Source organism: Amycolatopsis kentuckyensis (assembly GCF_002155975.1).
Lineage (GTDB): Bacteria > Actinomycetota > Actinomycetes > Mycobacteriales > Pseudonocardiaceae > Amycolatopsis > Amycolatopsis kentuckyensis.
On the sequence record NZ_MUMI01000119.1, the window covers coordinates 1 to 18687 of the forward strand.

Annotated in this window: 19 protein-coding genes and 1 pseudogene; 15 read left to right on the forward strand and 5 right to left on the reverse strand. The window is 72.7% G+C overall.

Annotation, left to right across the window (positions count from 1 at the left end):
* Window positions 1-89, reverse strand: a pseudogene (locus CCN39_RS51680) (SigE family RNA polymerase sigma factor); the annotation flags it as partial.
* Window positions 90-159: 70 nt separating this feature from the next.
* On the reverse strand, window positions 160-1332 hold the full coding sequence (locus CCN39_RS12755; RefSeq protein WP_086841621.1) for a phytase: 1173 nt from the start codon (window positions 1330-1332) through the stop codon (window positions 160-162).
* Between the two features lie 117 nt (window positions 1333-1449).
* Between CCN39_RS12755 and hisF the strand changes: the two genes are divergently transcribed.
* The 4 genes from hisF to CCN39_RS12775 are packed head-to-tail and all read left to right on the forward strand — an operon-like array spanning window position 1450 to window position 3315.
* A complete protein-coding gene (gene hisF, locus CCN39_RS12760) occupies window positions 1450-2223 on the forward strand; it encodes an imidazole glycerol phosphate synthase subunit HisF (RefSeq protein ID WP_086841623.1) in 774 nt (257 codons plus the stop codon).
* Between the two features lie 23 nt (window positions 2224-2246).
* Window positions 2247-2597 carry a hypothetical protein gene (locus tag CCN39_RS12765; protein WP_244210757.1) on the forward strand — a complete coding sequence of 117 codons (351 nt, stop codon included), beginning with the start codon at window positions 2247-2249 and terminating at the stop codon, window positions 2595-2597.
* The gene (gene hisI / locus CCN39_RS12770; protein ID WP_086841627.1) at window positions 2594-2956 is read left to right on the forward strand and encodes a phosphoribosyl-AMP cyclohydrolase; all 363 of its coding nucleotides are present in this window, start codon (window positions 2594-2596) and stop codon (window positions 2954-2956) included. The genes CCN39_RS12765 and hisI overlap by 4 nt, the downstream gene beginning before the upstream one ends.
* Window positions 2953-3315 (forward strand): DUF1304 domain-containing protein, encoded by a 363-nt coding sequence (locus CCN39_RS12775; protein WP_086841628.1) that lies wholly within the window; start codon window positions 2953-2955, stop codon window positions 3313-3315. The genes hisI and CCN39_RS12775 overlap by 4 nt, the downstream gene beginning before the upstream one ends.
* A gap of 73 nt (window positions 3316-3388) precedes the next feature.
* Here the strand turns inward: CCN39_RS12775 and CCN39_RS12780 are convergent, their stop codons facing one another.
* The gene (locus CCN39_RS12780) at window positions 3389-4222 is read right to left on the reverse strand and encodes a helix-turn-helix domain-containing protein (RefSeq protein WP_086841670.1); all 834 of its coding nucleotides are present in this window, start codon (window positions 4220-4222) and stop codon (window positions 3389-3391) included.
* Between the two features lie 445 nt (window positions 4223-4667).
* Here CCN39_RS12780 and CCN39_RS12785 point away from each other — a divergent pair, with 445 nt between their 5' ends.
* Entirely contained in the window at window positions 4668-5672 is a 1005-nt protein-coding gene (locus CCN39_RS12785; protein ID WP_086841630.1) for a DUF3592 domain-containing protein, read from the forward strand.
* Between the two features lie 78 nt (window positions 5673-5750).
* Here CCN39_RS12785 and CCN39_RS12790 read toward each other — a convergent pair whose 3' ends face one another.
* Entirely contained in the window at window positions 5751-6365 is a 615-nt protein-coding gene (locus CCN39_RS12790) for a TetR/AcrR family transcriptional regulator (protein WP_086841632.1), read from the reverse strand.
* Between the two features lie 95 nt (window positions 6366-6460).
* Between CCN39_RS12790 and CCN39_RS12795 the strand changes: the two genes are divergently transcribed.
* The 6 genes from CCN39_RS12795 to CCN39_RS12820 all read left to right on the forward strand — a co-directional run bounded on the left by CCN39_RS12795 (window position 6461) and on the right by CCN39_RS12820 (window position 12465).
* Window positions 6461-8020: an anthranilate synthase component I gene (locus CCN39_RS12795; protein WP_086841633.1), complete on the forward strand. Its 1560-nt coding sequence runs from the start codon at window positions 6461-6463 to the stop codon at window positions 8018-8020.
* 25 nt (window positions 8021-8045) lie between these two features.
* Window positions 8046-8573 (forward strand): Trp biosynthesis-associated membrane protein, encoded by a 528-nt coding sequence (locus CCN39_RS12800; RefSeq protein ID WP_086841635.1) that lies wholly within the window; start codon window positions 8046-8048, stop codon window positions 8571-8573.
* 124 nt (window positions 8574-8697) lie between these two features.
* Window positions 8698-9507 (forward strand): indole-3-glycerol phosphate synthase TrpC, encoded by an 810-nt coding sequence (trpC, locus tag CCN39_RS12805; protein ID WP_086841637.1) that lies wholly within the window; start codon window positions 8698-8700, stop codon window positions 9505-9507.
* On the forward strand, window positions 9504-10715 hold the full coding sequence (trpB, locus tag CCN39_RS12810; RefSeq protein ID WP_086841639.1) for a tryptophan synthase subunit beta: 1212 nt from the start codon (window positions 9504-9506) through the stop codon (window positions 10713-10715). Before trpC ends, trpB begins: the two co-directional genes overlap by 4 nt.
* Window positions 10712-11503 carry a tryptophan synthase subunit alpha gene (trpA, locus tag CCN39_RS12815; RefSeq protein ID WP_086841641.1) on the forward strand — a complete coding sequence of 264 codons (792 nt, stop codon included), beginning with the start codon at window positions 10712-10714 and terminating at the stop codon, window positions 11501-11503. The genes trpB and trpA overlap by 4 nt, the downstream gene beginning before the upstream one ends.
* Before the next feature lie 299 nt (window positions 11504-11802).
* Window positions 11803-12465 (forward strand): peptidoglycan recognition protein family protein, encoded by a 663-nt coding sequence (locus tag CCN39_RS12820; protein WP_086841643.1) that lies wholly within the window; start codon window positions 11803-11805, stop codon window positions 12463-12465.
* On the opposite strand, the gene CCN39_RS12825 is transcribed toward CCN39_RS12820, so the two are convergent.
* On the reverse strand, window positions 12457-13815 hold the full coding sequence (locus CCN39_RS12825) for a glutamine synthetase family protein (RefSeq protein ID WP_208630222.1): 1359 nt from the start codon (window positions 13813-13815) through the stop codon (window positions 12457-12459). The two genes, CCN39_RS12820 and CCN39_RS12825, sit on opposite strands and share 9 nt — an antisense overlap.
* A 45-nt stretch (window positions 13816-13860) precedes the next feature.
* Here CCN39_RS12825 and CCN39_RS12830 point away from each other — a divergent pair, with 45 nt between their 5' ends.
* Genes CCN39_RS12830 through lgt form a run of 4 tightly spaced genes read left to right on the forward strand, consistent with a single transcriptional unit; the run spans window position 13861 to window position 18685 of the window.
* Window positions 13861-15303 (forward strand): APC family permease, encoded by a 1443-nt coding sequence (locus tag CCN39_RS12830; RefSeq protein WP_086841647.1) that lies wholly within the window; start codon window positions 13861-13863, stop codon window positions 15301-15303.
* Window positions 15300-16424, forward strand: coding sequence for an amidohydrolase family protein (locus tag CCN39_RS12835; RefSeq protein WP_086841649.1), 1125 nt, complete (start codon window positions 15300-15302; stop codon window positions 16422-16424). The genes CCN39_RS12830 and CCN39_RS12835 overlap by 4 nt, the downstream gene beginning before the upstream one ends.
* Entirely contained in the window at window positions 16421-17593 is a 1173-nt protein-coding gene (locus CCN39_RS12840; RefSeq protein WP_086841650.1) for a M20 metallopeptidase family protein, read from the forward strand. The genes CCN39_RS12835 and CCN39_RS12840 overlap by 4 nt, the downstream gene beginning before the upstream one ends.
* A gap of 18 nt (window positions 17594-17611) precedes the next feature.
* A complete protein-coding gene (gene lgt / locus CCN39_RS12845; RefSeq protein WP_208630223.1) occupies window positions 17612-18685 on the forward strand; it encodes a prolipoprotein diacylglyceryl transferase in 1074 nt (357 codons plus the stop codon).
* Window positions 18686-18687 lie beyond the last annotated feature (2 nt).

An 18687-nucleotide genomic window follows, 5' to 3' on the forward strand; every position in this document is an offset into this window, starting at 1 on the left:
TCCTGCGCCAGGTACGGGTCGTTCGTCAGGACGGTGGCGTAGCGGAGCAGCCCGTCCAGCCGCTCCGCCACGAACTCTTCGAAGGTCACCCGCGTCCTCTCGGTCACGACTGTGGACGCGCGAGGGGGCCGTGCCGCTGCACGGCGGACGGAAGTTTTTTCACCGCGCCAGGACGTCCTCCAGCCGGACGAAGGCGAAACCGGTGGTCGGGAGGTCGCCGACGGCAGGGCGGCGCTCGCCGTCGTGGACCACCAGGAGGCCGTGCGGGAAGCGGCGGCCCAGGAACGCCGTGCTGATCGCCGAGCCGTCGGAGTGCTCGACCGAGTCCGTGCCCCGGCCCGCGACGATCCGCAGGTCACGGACGTGCTTGCCGTAGACGACGAACCGCGAGTCGCCCTGGCTGGAGGCGAACAGCGTGCCGTCCGCCACCGCGAGGCCCTCCGCGTCGGCGGTCAGCCACCGGCCGCCGAAGCCGGGGTCGGCGCCGTCCGGGACGCACTCCTCCGCGGCCGCGTCCCAGCGCTGCGGGACACCGAAGGAGCGCACGCGGTCGATCAGCTCGGGCCGCCCGAAGCCGGACGAGGTCAGCGGGATCCGCCAGATCCCGACGTCCTCCTGAGCGGTGTAGAGCACGCGCCCGTCGAGCACCGAGCCCTCCAGCTGAGGCCCCTCCCCGGGTTCCTCGCACGGCGACCACGTCGAGCCGTCCGGCAGGCGGAACCGCGACGGCAGGTCCACGGTGGCGACCGGCGCGGTGCCGACCGTCCCGGCCGGCCGGTCGGCCAGGCGCAGCAGCGCCACGCGCGTCTCGTGCCGCCGGGTCACCGCGACCCACCGGACGCCGGTGCGCGGGTCCCGGCCCGCGGCCAGGCCGTAGGCGGTCCGCTGCTCGTCCACTTCGGACTCCGGCGCGGAGAACACCGGCGCGGCGGCGGGGTCGGTGACGTCGCGCAGCACGTGCGCGCCGGCGGCCGCGCCCGCCGGGTCGATCCGGTAGACGCGGATCCGGTCCCGCCCCCGGTCGCTGACGACGGCCAGGTCCCCGACGACGTCGACGTTGTTGAACCGCCCGCCCGGCCCGGCGGGGACCAGCTGCAGGGTCCGCGCGCCCAGGTCGAACACGGCGAGGCCGCCCTCCTTGAGGGTGCCGAGGACGACGCTGCGCTCGGGGTCGCGCGGGTGCACCCAGATGGCCGGGTCGTCGGCGTCGGCGTTCGCGGGGGAGGCGCCGGGGTCGTCGGCGAAGGCCTGCGTCTGGCGGACGGGCGCCGGGTCGCGGGGAGCGGCCGACGCGGGGACGGCGGTCAGGAGGGAGACGGCGGCCACGGCCACCGGGAGGAGTCTGCGCACGGGCGGAACCTAGACGAATCGGGTGGCCGGGGCGTGAACGGCGGATGCCGGGCCGTGCCATCGGCGGCGGTCCCGACCCCCTTGACTACGCTGGTGGCCATGTCTGTCGCGGTGCGGGTGATCCCCTGTCTCGACGTCGACGCGGGCCGGGTCGTGAAGGGTGTCAACTTCGCCGGCCTCCGCGACGCCGGAGACCCCGTCGAGCTGGCCCGGCGCTACGACGCCGAGGGCGCCGACGAGCTCACCTTCCTCGACGTCACGGCCTCCTCCGGCGACCGCGAGACCACCTACGACGTCGTCCGCCGGACCGCCGAGCAGGTCTTCATCCCGCTCACCGTCGGGGGCGGCGTCCGCAGCAACGACGACGTCAACCGGCTGCTGCGGACCGGGGCCGACAAGGTCAGCATCAACACCGCCGCCATCGCGCGGCCGGAGTTCCTCAGCGAGGCGTCGAGAAGGTTCGGTGCCCAGTGCATCGTGCTGTCGGTCGACGCCCGCCGCGTGCCCGAGGGCGGCGAGCCGACCGCCTCCGGCTTCGAGGTCACCACCCACGGCGGCCGCCGCGGGACCGGGATCGACGCCGTCGAGTGGGCCGCCCGCGGCGAGGAACTCGGCGTCGGGGAGATCCTGCTCAACTCCATGGACGCCGACGGCACGAAGAACGGCTTCGACCTCGAACTCATCGAGCTCGTGCGCAAGGCCGTGCGCGTCCCCGTGATCGCCAGCGGCGGCGCCGGGGCCGTCGAGCACTTCCTGCCCGCCGTGCGGACCGGGGCCGACGCCGTGCTCGCCGCCAGCGTGTTCCACTTCGGACAGCTGAAGATCGGGGACGTCAAGAACGCCCTGCGCGAAGGCGGGGTCGAGGTCCGGTGAAGTCCTGGCAGGCACCCGTAGAGGTGAAAGTCACCGCCGGCCTGCTGGTCGGCCTCCCCGTCGCGTGGGCGCTGCTCGACCTGGTCCCGGTGCTGAGCGCCGGGGCGGGCCTGGCCATCTACCGGATGCCCGCGCTCGCGCTGATCCTCGGCGCCGTGGTGACCACCGGGCTCGTCCTCAAGCACGGCAGCGCGCGGATCGGCGGCCTGGTCGTCGCCGTCGTCTTCGCCCTGCTGCACGCGTTCCTGCTGCTCGGCGCCGAGCTGTGGTTCAACAAGCTGTTCTCCGGCCTGTCCTTCGCCGGCTACGGCTACGCGTTCGTCCTGCTGAACTCGATGCCGCTCAAGCGGCACATCCTGGGAGCCAACGCATGACCCTGGACGCGGCCGTCTCGGCGCGCCTCAAGCGCAACGCCGACGGCCTGATCGCCGCGGTCGTCGTCGAGCACGCCACTTCGGACGTGCTGATGATGGCCTGGATGAACGACGACGCCCTCGCCGCGACGCTGGCCACCCGCCGCGGGACGTACTGGTCGCGCAGCCGGCAGAAGCTGTGGGTCAAGGGCGAGACGTCCGGGCACTACCAGCACGTTCGCGAAGTGCGGATCGACTGCGACGGCGATACTGTCCTGCTGCGCGTCGACCAGACCGGCCCGGCCTGTCACACCGGCACGCACACCTGTTTCGACACCGAGGAACGCCTCCTCCTGGCGGATGAGAAAGAGCACGCGTGACCATCGTCGCCGACATCCTGGTCGGGCTCGTCGCCCTGATCCACCTCTACATCGTCGTCCTGGAGATGTTCCTCTGGACGACCCCTCGCGCCCGCGCCGGCTTCGGCACGACGAAGGAGTTCGCGGAGGAATCCAAGACGCTCGCCGCGAACCAGGGGCTGTACAACGGCTTCCTGGCCCTCGCGCTGGTGTGGGGCCTCATCGCGAGCGACCCGACCGGGTTCCAGCTCAAGCTGTACGGCATCGTCTGCGTGATCGTCGCGGGCCTCTACGGCGCCGCGACGGCCAGCAAGCGGATCCTCTTCGTGCAGGTGGTCCCGGGCACGCTGGCGCTCATCGCGCTGCTGCTCGCCCGCTGAGGCGGCTCCGCACGCCGGAGCGCGGCGAGCAGGCCGTGCTCCCGGCGTACGCGATGTCCCTGCGCCGGGTGGGTCACCGGGTGGCCTCCCTCAGCAGGACCTGGGAATCCTCTTCGCTCAGCGCCACCTTGCGCAGCAGCTTGGCCACCTGCTGGTGCCCGGAGATCTGGGTGTCTTCGTGGAGGAAAGCGGTCGAGTGGACGTGTTCGACCGAGACGATCGGCGGCGAGCCGGGGAACTCGTAGATGTCGAACGGGCCGAGCAGGCCGGGGTGGTAGCCGATTCCGGCGGGCACGACGCGCAGGCTGACGTTGCGGCGCTCGGCCATCGCCAGCAGGTGGTCGATCTGGTCGGACATGATCCCGGCGTCGCCGAAGTTCTCCTGGAGCGACCGTTCGCCGAGCAGCGCGGTGAACCGGACCGGGTCGGCGCGGGTGAGGATGCCCTGCCGGGCCAGCCGGACGCGCAGCTGCCGGTCGGCCTGCTCGAGCTTCACCCCGGAATCGTCCATGATGGACCGGATGTAGTCCGGGGTCTGGAGCAGGCCGGGCACGATCAGCGGCGACCAGGTGGTGATGGCCGACGCGGTCCGTTCCAGGTCCAGCCTCGTGGTGAGGGCGAAGGGCAGGTCGGTGTTGCCCGGCGCCAGCCAGTTCGGTTCGCGCGCGTGCCGGGCGAGCGTTCGGATCCGGTCGCGCTTTTCCCCGGTGACGCCCAGCAGCGCCAGGATCGCCGACACGTCCTCGACGCTAGGCAGGCGCTGCCCCTTTTCCCACACGGACAGCAGCTGCGGGAGGATGCCCAGCCGTTCGGCGAGCGCGCGAAGGCCGATTTTGCGTGCTTCGCGTTCTTCGCGCAGCGAAGCGGCGAGCGTTCTCGCGGCGGGCCCCGAAGACGTTGGCTTCATGCGGAGATAGTACGAATCCATCGATTCCCCGATTGTGCGAATGGTGTCCTCGAAATACGATGAACCGCCATTCCGTCCGGCATTCAGGTGATATCCGGTTGTCGCCGTGCTGCTCCGCGGCCCTTGGGCGGGGCCGTTTTCGGGTTCTTCGCCGTGGCGGTGCCGGTTTACCTGCTCGCGGTCATGCACCCCGCCTTCGGCCGGGGAGACATTTCCGCTCTGGTTGCCGTATTTGCGGGATCACTCGGTTTTGCGGTTCCCGATGGCTGCGGGATCTCGCCCGCCGGATCCGCGGCAGGGCGAGCGGAGCGTGCTTCGGGGCCTGGCTGCTGCCGCCGGCCACGATCCGCGTCCGCTACCCCGACGGCACCGGGACCGTACGCGGTCCCGGCGGCGCCGCGTTCGGTGCGCGCCTGAAGTCGTTCCCCGGCCCTAGAATCGGCGGATGGCGCGGCGGCGGGGATGGCTCGTGGTGACGGTGGCCGCGGCACTCGTCTTCCTGTTCTTCGGCGCGGGCACGGCGTACTCGCTGCTGATCCCGGACTACGACTTCGCGGGCGGAGAACTCCCCGCCGAGGCCGTCATCCTGACCGGCTCCCTGGCCCTCGCCGCGTTCGGCAGCCGCCGTCTGGGCGCCGCGGACCGCGGGCTGCGGGCCGGCGTGCCGGACTTCGGTGCCTGGCTGCCCCCGCGGGACGGCTCGCACGGCGAGGGCCGGGTCGACCTCGACGCCCAGACCGCGCGCCTGCGCCGGACCGCCCGCCGGGCGGCCGGGATCGCCGCCGCCTGGGCCGTGCTGTACGCGGGCGGCCTCGCCGCGGTGATCGCCGCCGACCGCGCCGCCGCGGACCTCCTCGCCACCGGCGTCCGGGTGGCGGGTTCGGTGGTGTCGGTCGAGGACCCGGCCCGGGGCACGCCGGCGATCCGGGTGCGCTACCCCGCGCCGGGCGCGTCCCGGACGGCGGAGATCGCCCGCGATTCCGGCCACGAGTACCACGAAGGCGAGGCGGTGACCGTCGTCTACGACCCGGCCGACCCGGCGCACGTCCGCACCACCGCCGAGCCGAACGAAAACCGGCTCCTGGTCAACTTCGGCGTCCTGTTCCTGGTGGCGGGCTTCGTCGGGCTGCCGTTCGCGGCGAGCGGGGCGCTCGGCTGGCGGCGCCGGGCACGCGCGGTCGCGGCGACCGGGTGGCGGATCGCGACGGTGACCGTCTTCCCGGGCGTCCGGAGCGCGCGGGAGATCGGGGTCCGCTACCGCGACGGCAGCGGCATCGAGCTGTGCTGCGTGCCGTCGCTGCTCCGGCCGGGCCGCCCGGTCCACCGCCGCGCGTGGATCGGGGGCTGGGGACGCGGGATGGCCGTGCTGTTCCCGGCCGGCCCGGACCAGCCCGGCCCGCGCTGCATCCCGGTGGCCGCGGCCGGGCCGCGGGTGGAACCGGTGGGGTAGCGCTGCGGGTCCGGCCGGCCGCGGGCTCGGTCGAGTTCGCCGGTGGGGGAGCGCTGCGGGTCCGGCCGGCCGGTGGGCTCAGTCGAGCTCGCCGGTCAGGTAGCGCTGCAGGTTCGGCGCGATCGCCCGGACCAGGACCTCGACGTCCTCGGTGGCGAACGGCTCGAACTTCGCCACGTACCGGATCATGCCCAGGCCCACCATCTGGGTCGCGCACAGGTTCATCCGCAGCGGGATGCGGTCCGAGTCGATCGAGGTGATCAGGGCGCTGAAGAACCGCTGGAAGAAGTCGCGCAGCACGTGGCCGGCCTGTTCGTGGCCGGTGATGCTGCGGATGAGCGCGACGAACACGTCGCCGCCCGCGCCGTCCCAGCGGGTGATGAAGGTGCGGACGATCCGTTCGCCCAGCTCCTCGTCGGGGCCGTTGCGCAGCGCCTTCTGCAGTTCCATGGGATCGAACGGCAGCTCGAGGACGGCCTGGGCGAACAGGCCCTCCTTGCTGCCGAACCAGTGGTTGACCATCGCCGCGTCGACGCCGGCGCGGGTGGCGATCGCACGCACGGTCGCACCGTCGTAGCCGTTTTCGGCGAACACCGACCGCGCGGCGTCGATCAGCGCCGTGCGGGTGTCCTGGCCGGCGGGCCGGCGCCCGCGGCGACGGGCAGTAGTCTCGGTGTTGTCCGCGGTGCTCACGACCCCATCATGGCGCACGGACCAGCCAAATTCAATGGACGTTGAATTTGACACCCGGCGCCGCTCGGCGGCAGCGGACCGGCACAATGAGGTCCATGGTCAGCGCATCCGCCGGTTCGGCCGGTCCCGGCACGGTCAGCCCGTCCCGCGAGGACTTCCGCGTCCTCGCCGAGAGCCGCCGCGTGATCCCGGTCGTGCGCCGGGTCCTCGCCGACGGCGAGACGCCGATCGGGGTGTACCGCAAGCTCGCCGCCGACCGGCCCGGCACGTTCCTGTTCGAGTCCGCCGAGAACGGCGCGTCCTGGACCCGCTGGTCCTTCATCGGCGTCCGCAGCCCGGCCGCGCTCACCGTCCGCGACGGCGAAGCGGTCTGGACCGGCACCCCGCCGGTCGGCCTGCCCAGCGAAGGCAACCCGCTGGACGTGCTGCGCGAGACCATCGAAGCCCTGCACACCGAGCCGCTGCCCGGGCTGCCCCCGCTGACCGGCGGCATGGTCGGCTACATCGGCTACGACGCCGTGCGCTGGCTGGAAAAGCTGCCCGAGCTGGCCGAGCGCGACCTCGACGTGCCCGAGCTGACCATGCTCCTGGCCACCGACCTCGCCGCGTTCGACCACCACGAGGGCACGGTCACGCTGATCGCGAACGCCGTCAACTGGGACGACTCGCCCGAGCGCGTGGACGCGGCCTACGACGACGCCGTCGCCCGGCTGAGCGCGATGACCGAGCAGCTGCAGGTGGCCGCGCCCGCCACCGTCGCCGCGTTCGACCGGCCGGCGCCGGAATTCACCCGGAAGCGGTCGAAGGAGGACTTCCACGCGGCCGTGGAGAAGGCCGTCGAGGCGATCAAGGCCGGCGAAGCGTTCCAGATCGTGCCCTCGCAACGGTTCGAGATCCCGACCGCGGCCGACGCGATCGACATCTACCGCGTGCTGCGGACGTCCAACCCGAGCCCGTACATGTACCTGCTGCGGCTGGAGGGCTTCGACATCGTCGGCTCCAGCCCCGAATCCCTCGTCACCGTGCGGGACGGCCGCGCGACCACGCACCCGATCGCGGGCACCCGCTGGCGCGGCGCCGACCCCGAAGAAGACGCCCAGCTGGCCAAGGACCTGCTGGCCGACGAGAAGGAGCGCGCCGAGCACCTGATGCTCGTCGACCTCGGGCGCAACGACCTCGGCAAGGTCTGCAAGCCGGGCACCGTGCGCGTCGTCGACTTCTTCCAGGTCGAGCGCTACAGCCACGTCATGCACATCGTGTCCACCGTCACCGGCGAGCTGGCCGAGGGCAAGACGGCGTTCGACGCGGTCACGGCGTGCTTCCCGGCCGGGACGCTGTCCGGCGCGCCGAAGGTCCGCGCGATGGAGCTGATCGAGGAGCTCGAGCCGGTCCGCCGCGCGCTGTACGGCGGGGTCGTCGGGTACCTCGACTTCGCCGGTGACGCCGACACCGCGATCGCGATCCGCACCGCGCTGGTCAAGGACGGCGTCGCGCACGTGCAGGCCGGGGGCGGGGTGGTCGCCGACTCGGTGCCGGACTACGAGGACACCGAGTCGCTGAACAAGGCCCGGACAGTGCTGTCGGCGGTGGCCGCGGCGCAGACGATGGTGGCGGCGGGCGCCCTCGACCCGGCCGCGGACGCGGCCCATGTCTGACACGCCGTCCCGCCGTCCACTGTGGATGATGGTCGCCGCGCTCCTGCTGGGCGCGCTGGCCCTGTGGGGTGCGTCACGGCTCACCTGGTTCGCCGAATTCCGCGACGGCGGCGTGCGGGGAACGGTGCTCTACCGCGAGACCGGCGAGCAGCGGGCCGCCGCGCTCGTGCCGCTGGCGCTGCTGGCCCTGGCCGGGGTGGCCGGGCTGGTGGCCACCGGCGGCTGGGCGCGGCGCGTGCTCGGCGCCGTGCTCGCGCTGGCCGGCGTGGCGGCGATCTGGATCGGTGTCGCCGGGGTCCGGTTCTCCGGCTACGCCGACGGCCTGCCGGTCACCCAGATGCTGCTCGGCCGCGCGCTTGCCGTGCTCGCGGGAATTCTCGTCGCCGCCGGCGGGTTGGCAGCCGTCAAGGGCGCGTCCCGGGCCACCCGGCTCGGGACGAAGTACGCGGCTCCGGCCACCCGGAAAAAGGTCCGTGACCCCGACGTCGAGCTGTGGGAAGCCCTGTCCGAAGGGGAAGATCCGACCGACGTCCGGGGCAGGCATTCGGAGTAACGCGCACACCCGGAACCGGGCGTCTCGGATGCGGGGGTTAGCATCGTTTCGGCGGGAAGGGGAAGGTTTTTGTGAGCGACCTTGCGAGTGAATCCGTGAGCACGCGCCCTGGTGGGGGCGCCCGGTGAGCGTGCTCGAAGACATCGTCGCCGGCGTGCGGGAGGATCTCGCCGTGCGGGAATCCGCGCTGCCGTTCGACGAGCTGAAGATCCGCGCGGCCGCCGCCCCGGCGCCGCGCGACGTGATGGCCGCCCTGCGCGAGTCCGGCATCGGCGTCATCGCCGAAGTCAAGCGGCGCAGCCCGTCCAAGGGTGAGCTGGCCGACATCCCCGACCCGGCCGCGCTGGCGAAGGACTACGAAGCCGGCGGGGCGCGCGTCATCAGCGTGCTCACCGAGCAGCGCCGCTTCGGCGGTTCGCTGGCCGACCTGGACGCGGTCCGCGCCGCGGTGGACATCCCCATCCTGCGCAAGGACTTCGTCGTCAGCCCGTACCAGGTGCACGAGGCCCGCCTGCACGGCGCCGACATGGTGCTGCTGATCGTCGCCGCGCTGGAGCAGAACGCGCTCGTGTCGCTGCTCGACCGCGTCGAATCGCTCGGCATGACCGCCCTGGTGGAGATCCACAACGCCGAGGAGGCCGACCGGGCCCTCGAGGCGGGCGCCAAGGTCATCGGCGTCAACGCGCGCAACCTGCACACCCTCGAGGTGGACCGCGACGTCTTCTCGCGGCTGGCCCCCGGCCTGCCGATGGACGTCTACAAGGTCGCCGAATCCGGCGTCCGCGGCCCGGGCGACCTGATGTCCTACGCCGGTCACGGCGCCGACGCGGTGCTGGTCGGTGAAGGCCTGGTGGCGTCCGGAGACCCGAAGGGTGCGCTGGTCAAGCTGGTCACCGCCGGTTCGCACCCCGCCTGCCCGAGGCCGTCGCGGTGACCGAGGAGCACGACAAGCACGACCCGGACGAGCGCGGCTACTACGGCCCGTACGGCGGCCGGTTCATGCCGGAGGCGCTGATCGGCGTCGTCGACGAGGTCGCCACCGAGTACGACAAGGCCCGCCACGACCCGGAGTTCCTGAACGAGTTCAACCGCTTGCTGCGCGAGTACGCGGGCCGGCCGTCGCTGCTCACCGAGGCCAAGCGCTTCGGCGAGCACGCCGGCGGCGCGCGCGTGTTCCTCAAGCGCGAGGACCTGAACCACACCGGCTCCCACAAGATCAACAACGTGCTGGGCCAGGCGCTGCTGACCAAGCGGATGGGCAAGAAGCGGGTCATCGCCGAGACCGGCGCGGGCCAGCACGGCGTCGCGACGGCCACCGCGTGCGCGCTGCTCGACCTCGACTGCGTCGTCTACATGGGCGAGGTCGACACCGAGCGCCAGGCGCTGAACGTGGCCCGCATGAAGCTCCTCGGCGCCGAGGTGATCCCGGTCAAGACCGGGTCGCGGACGCTGAAGGACGCGATCAACGAGGCGCTGCGCGACTGGGTCACCAACGCCGACACCACGCACTACCTGTTCGGCACGGCCGCCGGGCCGGCGCCGTTCCCGACGATGGTGCGCAACTTCCACCACGTCATCGGCACCGAGGCCCGCGAGCAGATCCTGGAGCAGGCCGGGCGCCTGCCGGACGTCGTCGCGGCCTGCGTCGGCGGCGGGTCGAACGCCATCGGCATCTTCTCGGGCTTCTACGACGACCCGTCCGTGCGGCTGGTCGGCCTGGAGCCGGGCGGCGAGGGCATCGAGGGCAACCGGCACGGGGCGACGCTCACGAAGGGCACCCCGGGCAACCTGCACGGCGCGATGACGTACCTGCTGCAGGACGAGGACGGCCAGACGGTCGAGTCGCACTCGATCTCGGCCGGGCTCGACTACCCGGGCGTCGGCCCGGAGCACGCGTGGCTGAAGGACACCGGCCGCGCCGAATACCGGCCGGTCACCGACGCCGAGGCGATGGACGCGTTCAAGCTGCTGTCCCGCACCGAGGGCATCATCCCGGCGATCGAGTCGGCGCACGCGCTGGCCGGCGCGCTGGTGCTGGGCCGCGAGCTGGGCCCCGACGGCCTGATCGTCGTGAACCTCTCCGGCCGCGGCGACAAGGACATGGACACGGCGGCGAAGTGGTTCGGACTGGTGAACGAATGAGCAGGCTGGACGACCTCTTCGCGGCCACGCGCGCGGAGGGCCGCGCCGCGCTGGTCGGCTACCTGCCCGCCGGCTTCCCGACGGTTGACGGCTCGAAGGACCTCATCGCGGCGTGCCTCGACGGCGGCGCGGACCTGATCGAGGTCGGCGTCCCGTACTCGGACCCGGTGATGGACGGCCCGACCATCCAGGCCGCCTCGGTGACCGCGCTGGACAACGGCTTCCGCCTCAAGCACGTGTTCGAGGTGGTCGAGTCCGTGTCTTCGCGGGGCGGCCGCGCGGTCGTGATGACGTACTGGAACCCGGTCAACCGCTACGGCGTGGACCGGTTCGCCCGCGACCTGGCGTCGGCGGGCGGGCTCGGCCTGATCACGCCGGACCTGATCCCGGACGAGGCTTCGTCGTGGATGAAGGCTTCCGAAGAGCACGGCTTGGACCGGACTTTCCTGGTGGCGCCGTCGTCCTCGGAGGAGCGGCTGGCCTTGACGGCGGCTGCGTCGTCGGGCTTCATCTACGCGACCGCGGTGATGGGCGTGACGGGCGCGCGCGACCAGGTCGGCGCGGGTGCGGAGGAGCTGGTCCGCCGCACGCGGGCCCACACTTCCCTGCCGATCGGCGTGGGTCTGGGCGTCCGGTCCGGCGAGCAGGCGGCCGAGGTGGCCTCGTTCGCGGACGCGGTGATCGTGGGCTCGGCCCTGGTCACGGCGGCGGCCGAGGGCGCGGACGGGGTGCGGGCGCTGTCGGCCGAGCTGGCCGAGGGTGTGCGCCGGGCGGTTGCCACCGCTTGACCCGGAGTGCTGTCACACCCGCGTGACACCCATCGCCCGATCAGAACTGTCGGTGCTGGTCTGCATACTCCTCGTGTGAGATCCACAACGAGGGGACCGAGCGGGGTGCTGCTGATGAGCCCCGCTCCGACTTCGGTGCACCAGCGGCTCTTGCGGAAACTCCACGGCGGCGAGTACCACCCCATCGCCAAGAGCGGCGAAACGGATATCGAGCTCACCCGCCCCTTCAACGCCACAATCCGCCTCGCTTGACCGGCTTTTGTACGAAAGCTGTACGCCCGCGCGCCAAAGTCCGTGCCATGGACATCGCACACCTCCCGCGGCGCAGCTTCCTCCGCGGTGCCGCCGGCCTCGCCGTCGCCGGGGCCGCCGGCCTGGTCCTCCCGCGAACCGCCCGGGCCGCGGGCACCGAGCCGCGGATCTACAGCTGTGCCGAGTGGGGCGCCCGGCCCCCGGCCGACGCGCTCACCACGCTCGACCACCCCGCGAACCGGATCCTCATCCACCACATCGCCAGCGCCAACACCACCGACTACTCGCTCGCGCAGGCCTTCCAGATCGCCCGCGACACCCAGCACGACCACATCGACAACAACGGCTGGTCCGACACCGGCCAGCACTTCACCGTCAGCCGCGGCGGGTACCGGCTCGAAGGGCGGCACGGCAGCCTCGACGCGCTGCGCGGCCGGACCACCATGATCCAGGGCGCGCACTGTCCCGGGCAGAACACCAACGCCATCGGCATCGAAAACGAAGGCCTCTACACCAGCGTCGAGCCGCCCGGGACGCAGTTCGCCTCGCTCGTCGTCTTCTGCGCCTACATCTGCCGCCAGTACGGCATCCCCGTCGAAGAGATCAAGGGCCACCGCGACTTCTACAACACCGAATGCCCGGGCGACCGCCTCTACGCCAAGCTCCCGCAGCTGCGCAGCGAGGTCGCCAAGGCGCTCAAGTCAATGTAGGTACCGCATCACGGCGCACAGCTCGTCCGGCGGCAGCGCGCCGAGCCGGTCGAGCTCGCCGCGGCGGACGTCCATCAGCGTCGTCGCCAGCTCCGGGCCGAACGCCGACGTCAGCGCCTTGTCCGCTTCGAACGCCGTCACCGCGTCGGCCAGCGAAGCAGGCAGCCGCTCGGCCGAGGGCAGTGTTCCGGGGTCGACGTCGACCGGCTCCGGCAGGCTGTCCCGGGCGTCGATCCCGGCCAGGCCCGCGAAGATCAGCGCCGCCACCACCAGGTACGGGTTCGCCGTCAGGTCGAAGCACTTGACCTCGAAGTTCGCCGCCCGGTCGCGCTGCCCGGCCGGACCCTGCACCAGCCGCAGCGGCGCCTCGCGGTTTTCCAGCCCCCACGCGCGGAACACCCCGGCCCAGTGGTGCGGTTCGAGCCGCAGGTAGCTGACCACCGACGGCGCGCCGATCGCCAGCAGCGCCGGCAGCCGCGAAAGGATCCCGGCGCCGAACGCCTCCGCCGTCTCGGTGAGCCCGAACCGCCGGTCGCCGCCGGCGCACAGGTTGCGGTCGCCGTCCCACAGGCTCAGGTGGACGTGCCCGCCGTTGCCGACGCCGTCCGGCGCGAACTTCGGCGTGAACGACGCCCGCAGCCCGTACTGCTCGCTGACCGTCCGGATGGTCTCGCGCGTCAGCACCGCGACATCGGCCGCGCGCACCGGATCGCCCGCCGCCACCGACACCTCGAACTGCCCGGCCGCGTACTCCGGGTGGATCTGTTCCACCGCGACACCCTGGGCGGTCAAGGTGGACACCAGCTTGCGCAGGTAGCCCGCCTGCGAAGACAGCCGCGCGTAGCCGTAGGCCGGGCCCGCGGTGGCCGAGCGCGGGTCGTCCGGCGCGTCGGCCGCGGTGACCACCCACTCGATCTCGAAGGCCGTCCGCACGTTGTAGCCCAGCTCCGCGAGCCGGGCCGTCGCGGTCGCGGCCAGTGCCCGCGCGTCCTGCGGGTGCGGCTCGCCTTCCTGGTCGTAGCGCCAGGCCGGCGCCCACGCCCAGCCGGGCTGCGCGGCCAGCGGCACGAGCGCGTCGAGGTCCGGGTGCAGCCGCAGGTCGCCGACCGGGCCGCGCGAATGGGTCCCGCCCACGATGTCGTCGGTGGCCAGGAAGAAGTCGAACGAGTTCGACGCGCCGACGCCCCACGCCGCCGCCGACCACAGCCGGTCCACCGGGACGGCTTTCACCCGCGCGATCCCGCTGTTGTCCACGAAGGTCAGCGCGACGAGCTCCACGCCGGCGGCGCGCAGGCCGTCGGCCCGGAGCGCGCCTTGCTGCGCGAGTTCTGCCCGATCGAGCTGGCTCATCCTGCCCCCGTCGCTGTTCACTGGATCCGCTCACCTAGGAAGAGGGTGAAGATCTTGTCAGACACCGTCGAAACCCGTCCAGGGCTGCGCCGTTCCCTGTCCGTCTGGCAGGCCGTCGGCCTGTCCGTGGCGTTGATGGCCCCCAGCATGGCCGCCAACATCAACCCCCAGCAGACCGCGGGCGCCGCCGGCCGCGCCGTCCCGCTCGCCTTCCTGCTCTCCGCGGTCGGCGTCCTGCTGGTCGCGTACGGCTTCGTCAAGCTCTGCCAGTACTACCAGCACGCCGGCTCGGTGTACGCGTTCGTCGGCGCCACCCTCGGCCCGCGCGCGGGCGTCGTCTCCGGCATCGGGCTCCTGGGCACGTACACGTTCTACGCCGTCGTCACGAGCTCGGCCGCGGGCACGCTGGGCACGGCTTTCCTGACCCAGACCGGGATCTGGCCGGATCCGCCGTCGTGGGGCCCGTTCGTGCTGACGGCCGTCGCGCTGGCCGGCGCGTGGCTGCTGTCGGTGGTGCCCGCCCGCCGCGGCACGAGCACGCTGCTCGCCGTCGAAGGCGCGACGATCGCGGTGATCCTGCTGGTCACGGTCGTGATCCTGGTTCGGCTCCTCGCCGGGAACGCCCCCGGCGGCGCCCGTTTCACGATGGACGTCTTCGTGCCGGAAACCGGGCTGTCCGGCGTGTTCCTCGGCGCGGTCTTCGGCTTCCTGTCCTTCGCGGGGTTCGAAGCCGCCGCGACGCTCGGCGAGGAAACCCACGACCCGAGGCGCAACATCCCGCGCGCGATCCTCGGCACGGCGATCTTCGGCGGCCTCTACTTCGTGGTGGTGACGGCGGTGGAGATGATGGCGTTCGGCGGCGACGCGAGCGCGTTCCACGACTCGCCGTCCCTGCTCGGCGACCTCGGCAGCCGGTACGCGGGCGCCTGGGCCGGCGACGTCATCAGCGTGGGTGCGGCGATCAGCGCGTTCGGCTGCTGCCTCGCCTGCGTCGTCGGCGGTTCCCGGTTGCTCTACGCCCTGGGCCGCGACGCGGTCGGCGGCCGCGGCATCGGCCGGACGTCCTCGCGCGGAACGCCGGTGGCCGCGGTGAGCGCGGTGACCGCCGCGGCGGCGCTGATCATCGTGGTGTGCGCGGTGTTCTTCGGCGCGACGGCGTCGGACACGTTCGCCTGGTCCGGTTCGATCGGGACGCTCGTCCTGCTGGTGATCTACCTGCTCACCACGATCGGCGCGATCCAGCTGCTGTTCGTGAAGCGCCGGATGCGCGTGCCGGGGTGGCACCTCGTCTTCCCGGTCGGAGCGCTCGCCGTGCTCGGGTACACCGTGTACGTCAACGTGGTGCCGTACCCGGCCGAAGGCCCGGCGCGCTGGTTCCCGGTGGTCGCCGCGGCGGTGCTGGTGCTCGCGGTGATCTTGGTGCTGTCGGCGCCGCGGTTCGCTCGTAGGGTGGGGGAGAGGCTGACGAGTGTGGACGGAGGCACATGACCGGTTTGCTCCCCTTCGTCGCGGATCTTCCGCTGGTGGACCACCACTGCCACGGCGTCGTCACCCGGGACGTGGCCCGCGCGGACTTCGAGGCGATGCTGACCGAGGCCGACGCCGTCTCGCCGCTGGGCACGAGCCTGTTCGACTCGCTGATCGGGCTGGCCGTGCGCGAACGCTGCGCACCCGTGCTCGACCTGCCGAAGCACGCTCCGGCCGAGGCCTACCTCGAGCGCCGCGCCGAACTGGGCGCGGCCGAGGTGGCCCGGCGGTTCCTGCGGGCCACCGGCACGACCGACTTCCTCCTGGACGGCGGTTTCCGGCCCGACTCGCTGACCACCACGCCGAGGTTCGCCGAGCTCGCGGGCACCCGCGCGCACGACGTCGTCCGGCTGGAACAGGTCGCGGAGGCGGTGATCCGGGGGTCCTCCGCGGCCGGCTTCGCCGCGGCTTTCGCCGGCGAACTGGAGAAACGCGCCGCGACGGCCGTCGGGCTCAAGTCGATCGCGGCCTACCGCGTCGGCCTGGAGCTGGCGGGGGAGCGGCCGTCGGCGGCGGAGGTCGAGGCCGCGGCCGGGCGGTGGCTCGCCGCGGGCGGCACCCGCCTGGCCGACGAGGTGCTGCACCGCCACCTCGTGTTCACCGGCCTCGACCTGGGCCTGCCGGTGCAGTTCCACGTCGGCTACGGCGACGCCGACGTCGACCTGCACCGCTGCGACCCGCTGCTGCTCACCGGGCTGCTGCGGGCCACCCGCGGCAGCGGCGTGCCCATCCTGCTGCTGCACAACTACCCGTTCCACCGCCACGCCGCGTATCTGGCGCAGGTCTTCGAGCACGTGTTCGTGGACGCCGGGCTCATCACGCACAACGCGGGCTTCCGGGCGCCGGCCGTGCTGGCCGAGCTCCTGGAGCTCGCGCCGTTCGGGAAGGTGCTCTTCTCCACCGACGCCTTCGGCCTGGCCGAGCTGTACCACCTGGGCACGGCCCTGTTCCGGCAGGGACTGTCGGACTTCCTGCGGGCCGCTCTGGCGGCCGACGCGATGTCCGAAAAGGACGCCGTCCGGCTGTGTGCTTTGGTGGGGCACGAGAACGCGAAGAGGATCTACCGCTTGGAGCACGTGTGAGTGATCTGTGGACCCGGTGGACGCAGGCGATCGCCGCCGAACTGCCCGCCGCCGTCGAGCTCCGGCACGCCGTGCACGCCGACCCCCGCGGCTCCGGCGACGAGGAGGACACCGCCCGCCTGGTCGCCGGCGCGCTCGGCGCGGGTGACGGGACCCGCGTCGCCAAGACCGGCCGCGCGATCCCGCTGCCCGGCTCGGCGGGTGGTCCCGCGGTGGCGCTGCGGGCCGAGCTCGACGCCCTTCCGGTGCTGGAGGGCACCGGCGTGCCGTGGGCGTCCGGGAACGAGTTCATGCACGCGTGCGGCCACGACGTCCACCTCGCCGCGCTGGTCGCCGTCTGCCGGGCCGCGCAGCGCGTCGGCGTGCCGCGGCCCATCCTGGCGCTGCTCCAGCCCCGGGAGGAGACGTCCCCGCCCGGCGCGCTCGACGTCGTCGAATCCGGGGTGCTCGCCGAGCACGGGGTGGACACGGTGATCGGCGCGCACGTCCAGCCGCGGATCGCGCACGGCGTCGTCTCGGCGGCGCCGGGGCCGGTGAACGCCTCCACCGACGAGTTCGAGGTGACCATGTACGGCCAGGGCGGCCACGCCGGCTACCCGCACCTGCTGCGTGACCCCATCCTGGCGCTGTCGCAGCTGGTCGTGAGCCTGCAGCAGCTCCCGTCGCGGCGGATCGACCCGGTGTTCGGCGCGGTCTGCTCGATCGGCCGGATCCAGGGCGGCGCGGCGGCCAACGTCGTCCCGAACAGCGCGAGCGCGTTCGGCTCGCTGCGCCTGATGCGCACGAAGGACCGCGAGCGCGCCCTGGAAACGCTGGCCGACATCGTGCACGGCACCGCGCGGGCGCACGGCTGCACGGCCGAGCTGGAGATCAGCCCGTGCGAGCCGGTCCTGGACAACGACCCGGCGCTGGCCGCGGGCGCACAGCGGTGGCTGCGGCACGCGGGCTTCGTCGTCGACGACCAGTTCCGGTCGTTCGGCGCCGACGACTTCGCCCACTACTGCGGCGGCGCGACCCGCGGCCTGATGCTGTTCGTCGGCCTCGGCGACACGGCGGGCGTGCCGAGCCTGCACGACGACCGGTTCCTGCCGCGTGACCAAGCCGTCACCCAGGTCGCGCACGCGCTGGTGGCGGGGTACCTGGCCGCCTTGGAAGCTCCGGTGCCTTAGCGCTACGGTGGCCGCGTGATGAGCGCCTACCTCGCGACGATCCCCAGCCCCGACCGCGGTGTCTGGCACCTGGGACCGATCCCGCTCCGCGCGTACGCCCTGTGCATCATCGCCGGCATCATCGTGGCGATCTGGTGGGGCGAGCGCCGCTGGGCGGCCCGCGGCGGCACCAAGGGCACGGTGATCGACATCGCGGTGTTCGCGGTGCCGTTCGGCCTGGTCGGCGGCCGGTTGTACCACGTGATCACCGACCCCGAGCTGTACTTCACCGAGGGCCGCAACCCGTGGAACGCGTTCGCGATCTGGGACGGCGGCCTCGGCATCTGGGGCGCGATCGCCCTGGGCGCGGTGGGCGCGCTCATCGCCTGCCGCCGCAAGGGCATCCCGCTGCCGGCGATGGCCGACGCGGTGGCCCCGGGCATCGTCGTCGCGCAGGCCATCGGCCGCATCGGCAACTACTTCAACCAGGAGCTGTACGGCGCGCACACGGACCTGCCGTGGGGCCTCGAGGTCTTCCAGCGCTTCAACCCGGAGGACCCGAACAACCTCCTGAACGGCGTCGCGACCGGGCACATCCCGCTGCCGGAGAGCCCGGTCCACCCGACGTTCCTGTACGAGCTGATCTGGAACCTGCTGGTCGCGCTGCTGGTGGTGTGGGCGGACCGCAAGTTCAAGCTGGGCCACGGCCGGGCGTTCGCGCTGTACGTGGCGGGCTACACGGTGGGCCGCGGCTGGATCGAGATGATGCGGACGGACACGGCGAACCACATCCTCGGGCTGCGGGTGAACGTGTGGACGTCGATCCTGCTGTTCCTCGGCGCGGTGGCGTACTTCGTGGTCGCCGGACGGCGGGGGCCGCGGGAGGCGCCGGAGACGTTGGTGAGCAAGGACGCGCCTGGGCCGGACGAGGTCCCGGTGACGGCTTCGGAGCCCGAGGCCTCGGAGCCTTCCGAGGCTTCCGAGACTTCCGAGGCCGGGTCCGCCACCGCCGGCGAGCCCGAGCACGCCAAGGTCGCCGCCGAAGCTCCGGCCGAAAGCGCCGCGGCCGAGGAGGCGCCGGCGGAGGAGCCGAAGAAGACCAGCGAGAGCTGAGC

Excerpts from the sequence above, each read along its gene's own strand:
- hisF (WP_086841623.1), top strand. The coding sequence starts at position 1,450 with ATGTCTGTCGCGGTGCGGGTGATCCCCTGTCTCGACGTCGACGCGGGC.
- hisI (WP_086841627.1), top strand. The coding sequence starts at position 2,594 with ATGACCCTGGACGCGGCCGTCTCGGCGCGCCTCAAGCGCAACGCCGAC.
- CCN39_RS12780 (WP_086841670.1), bottom strand. The coding sequence starts at position 4,222 with ATGAAGCCAACGTCTTCGGGGCCCGCCGCGAGAACGCTCGCCGCTTCG.
- CCN39_RS12785 (WP_086841630.1), top strand. The coding sequence starts at position 4,668 with ATGGCGCGGCGGCGGGGATGGCTCGTGGTGACGGTGGCCGCGGCACTC.
- CCN39_RS12795 (WP_086841633.1), top strand. The coding sequence starts at position 6,461 with ATGGTCAGCGCATCCGCCGGTTCGGCCGGTCCCGGCACGGTCAGCCCG.
- CCN39_RS12800 (WP_086841635.1), top strand. The coding sequence starts at position 8,046 with ATGATGGTCGCCGCGCTCCTGCTGGGCGCGCTGGCCCTGTGGGGTGCG.
- trpA (WP_086841641.1), top strand. The coding sequence starts at position 10,712 with ATGAGCAGGCTGGACGACCTCTTCGCGGCCACGCGCGCGGAGGGCCGC.
- CCN39_RS12820 (WP_086841643.1), top strand. The coding sequence starts at position 11,803 with ATGGACATCGCACACCTCCCGCGGCGCAGCTTCCTCCGCGGTGCCGCC.
- CCN39_RS12825 (WP_208630222.1), bottom strand. The coding sequence starts at position 13,815 with ATGAGCCAGCTCGATCGGGCAGAACTCGCGCAGCAAGGCGCGCTCCGG.
- CCN39_RS12835 (WP_086841649.1), top strand. The coding sequence starts at position 15,300 with ATGACCGGTTTGCTCCCCTTCGTCGCGGATCTTCCGCTGGTGGACCAC.
- lgt (WP_208630223.1), top strand. The coding sequence starts at position 17,612 with ATGAGCGCCTACCTCGCGACGATCCCCAGCCCCGACCGCGGTGTCTGG.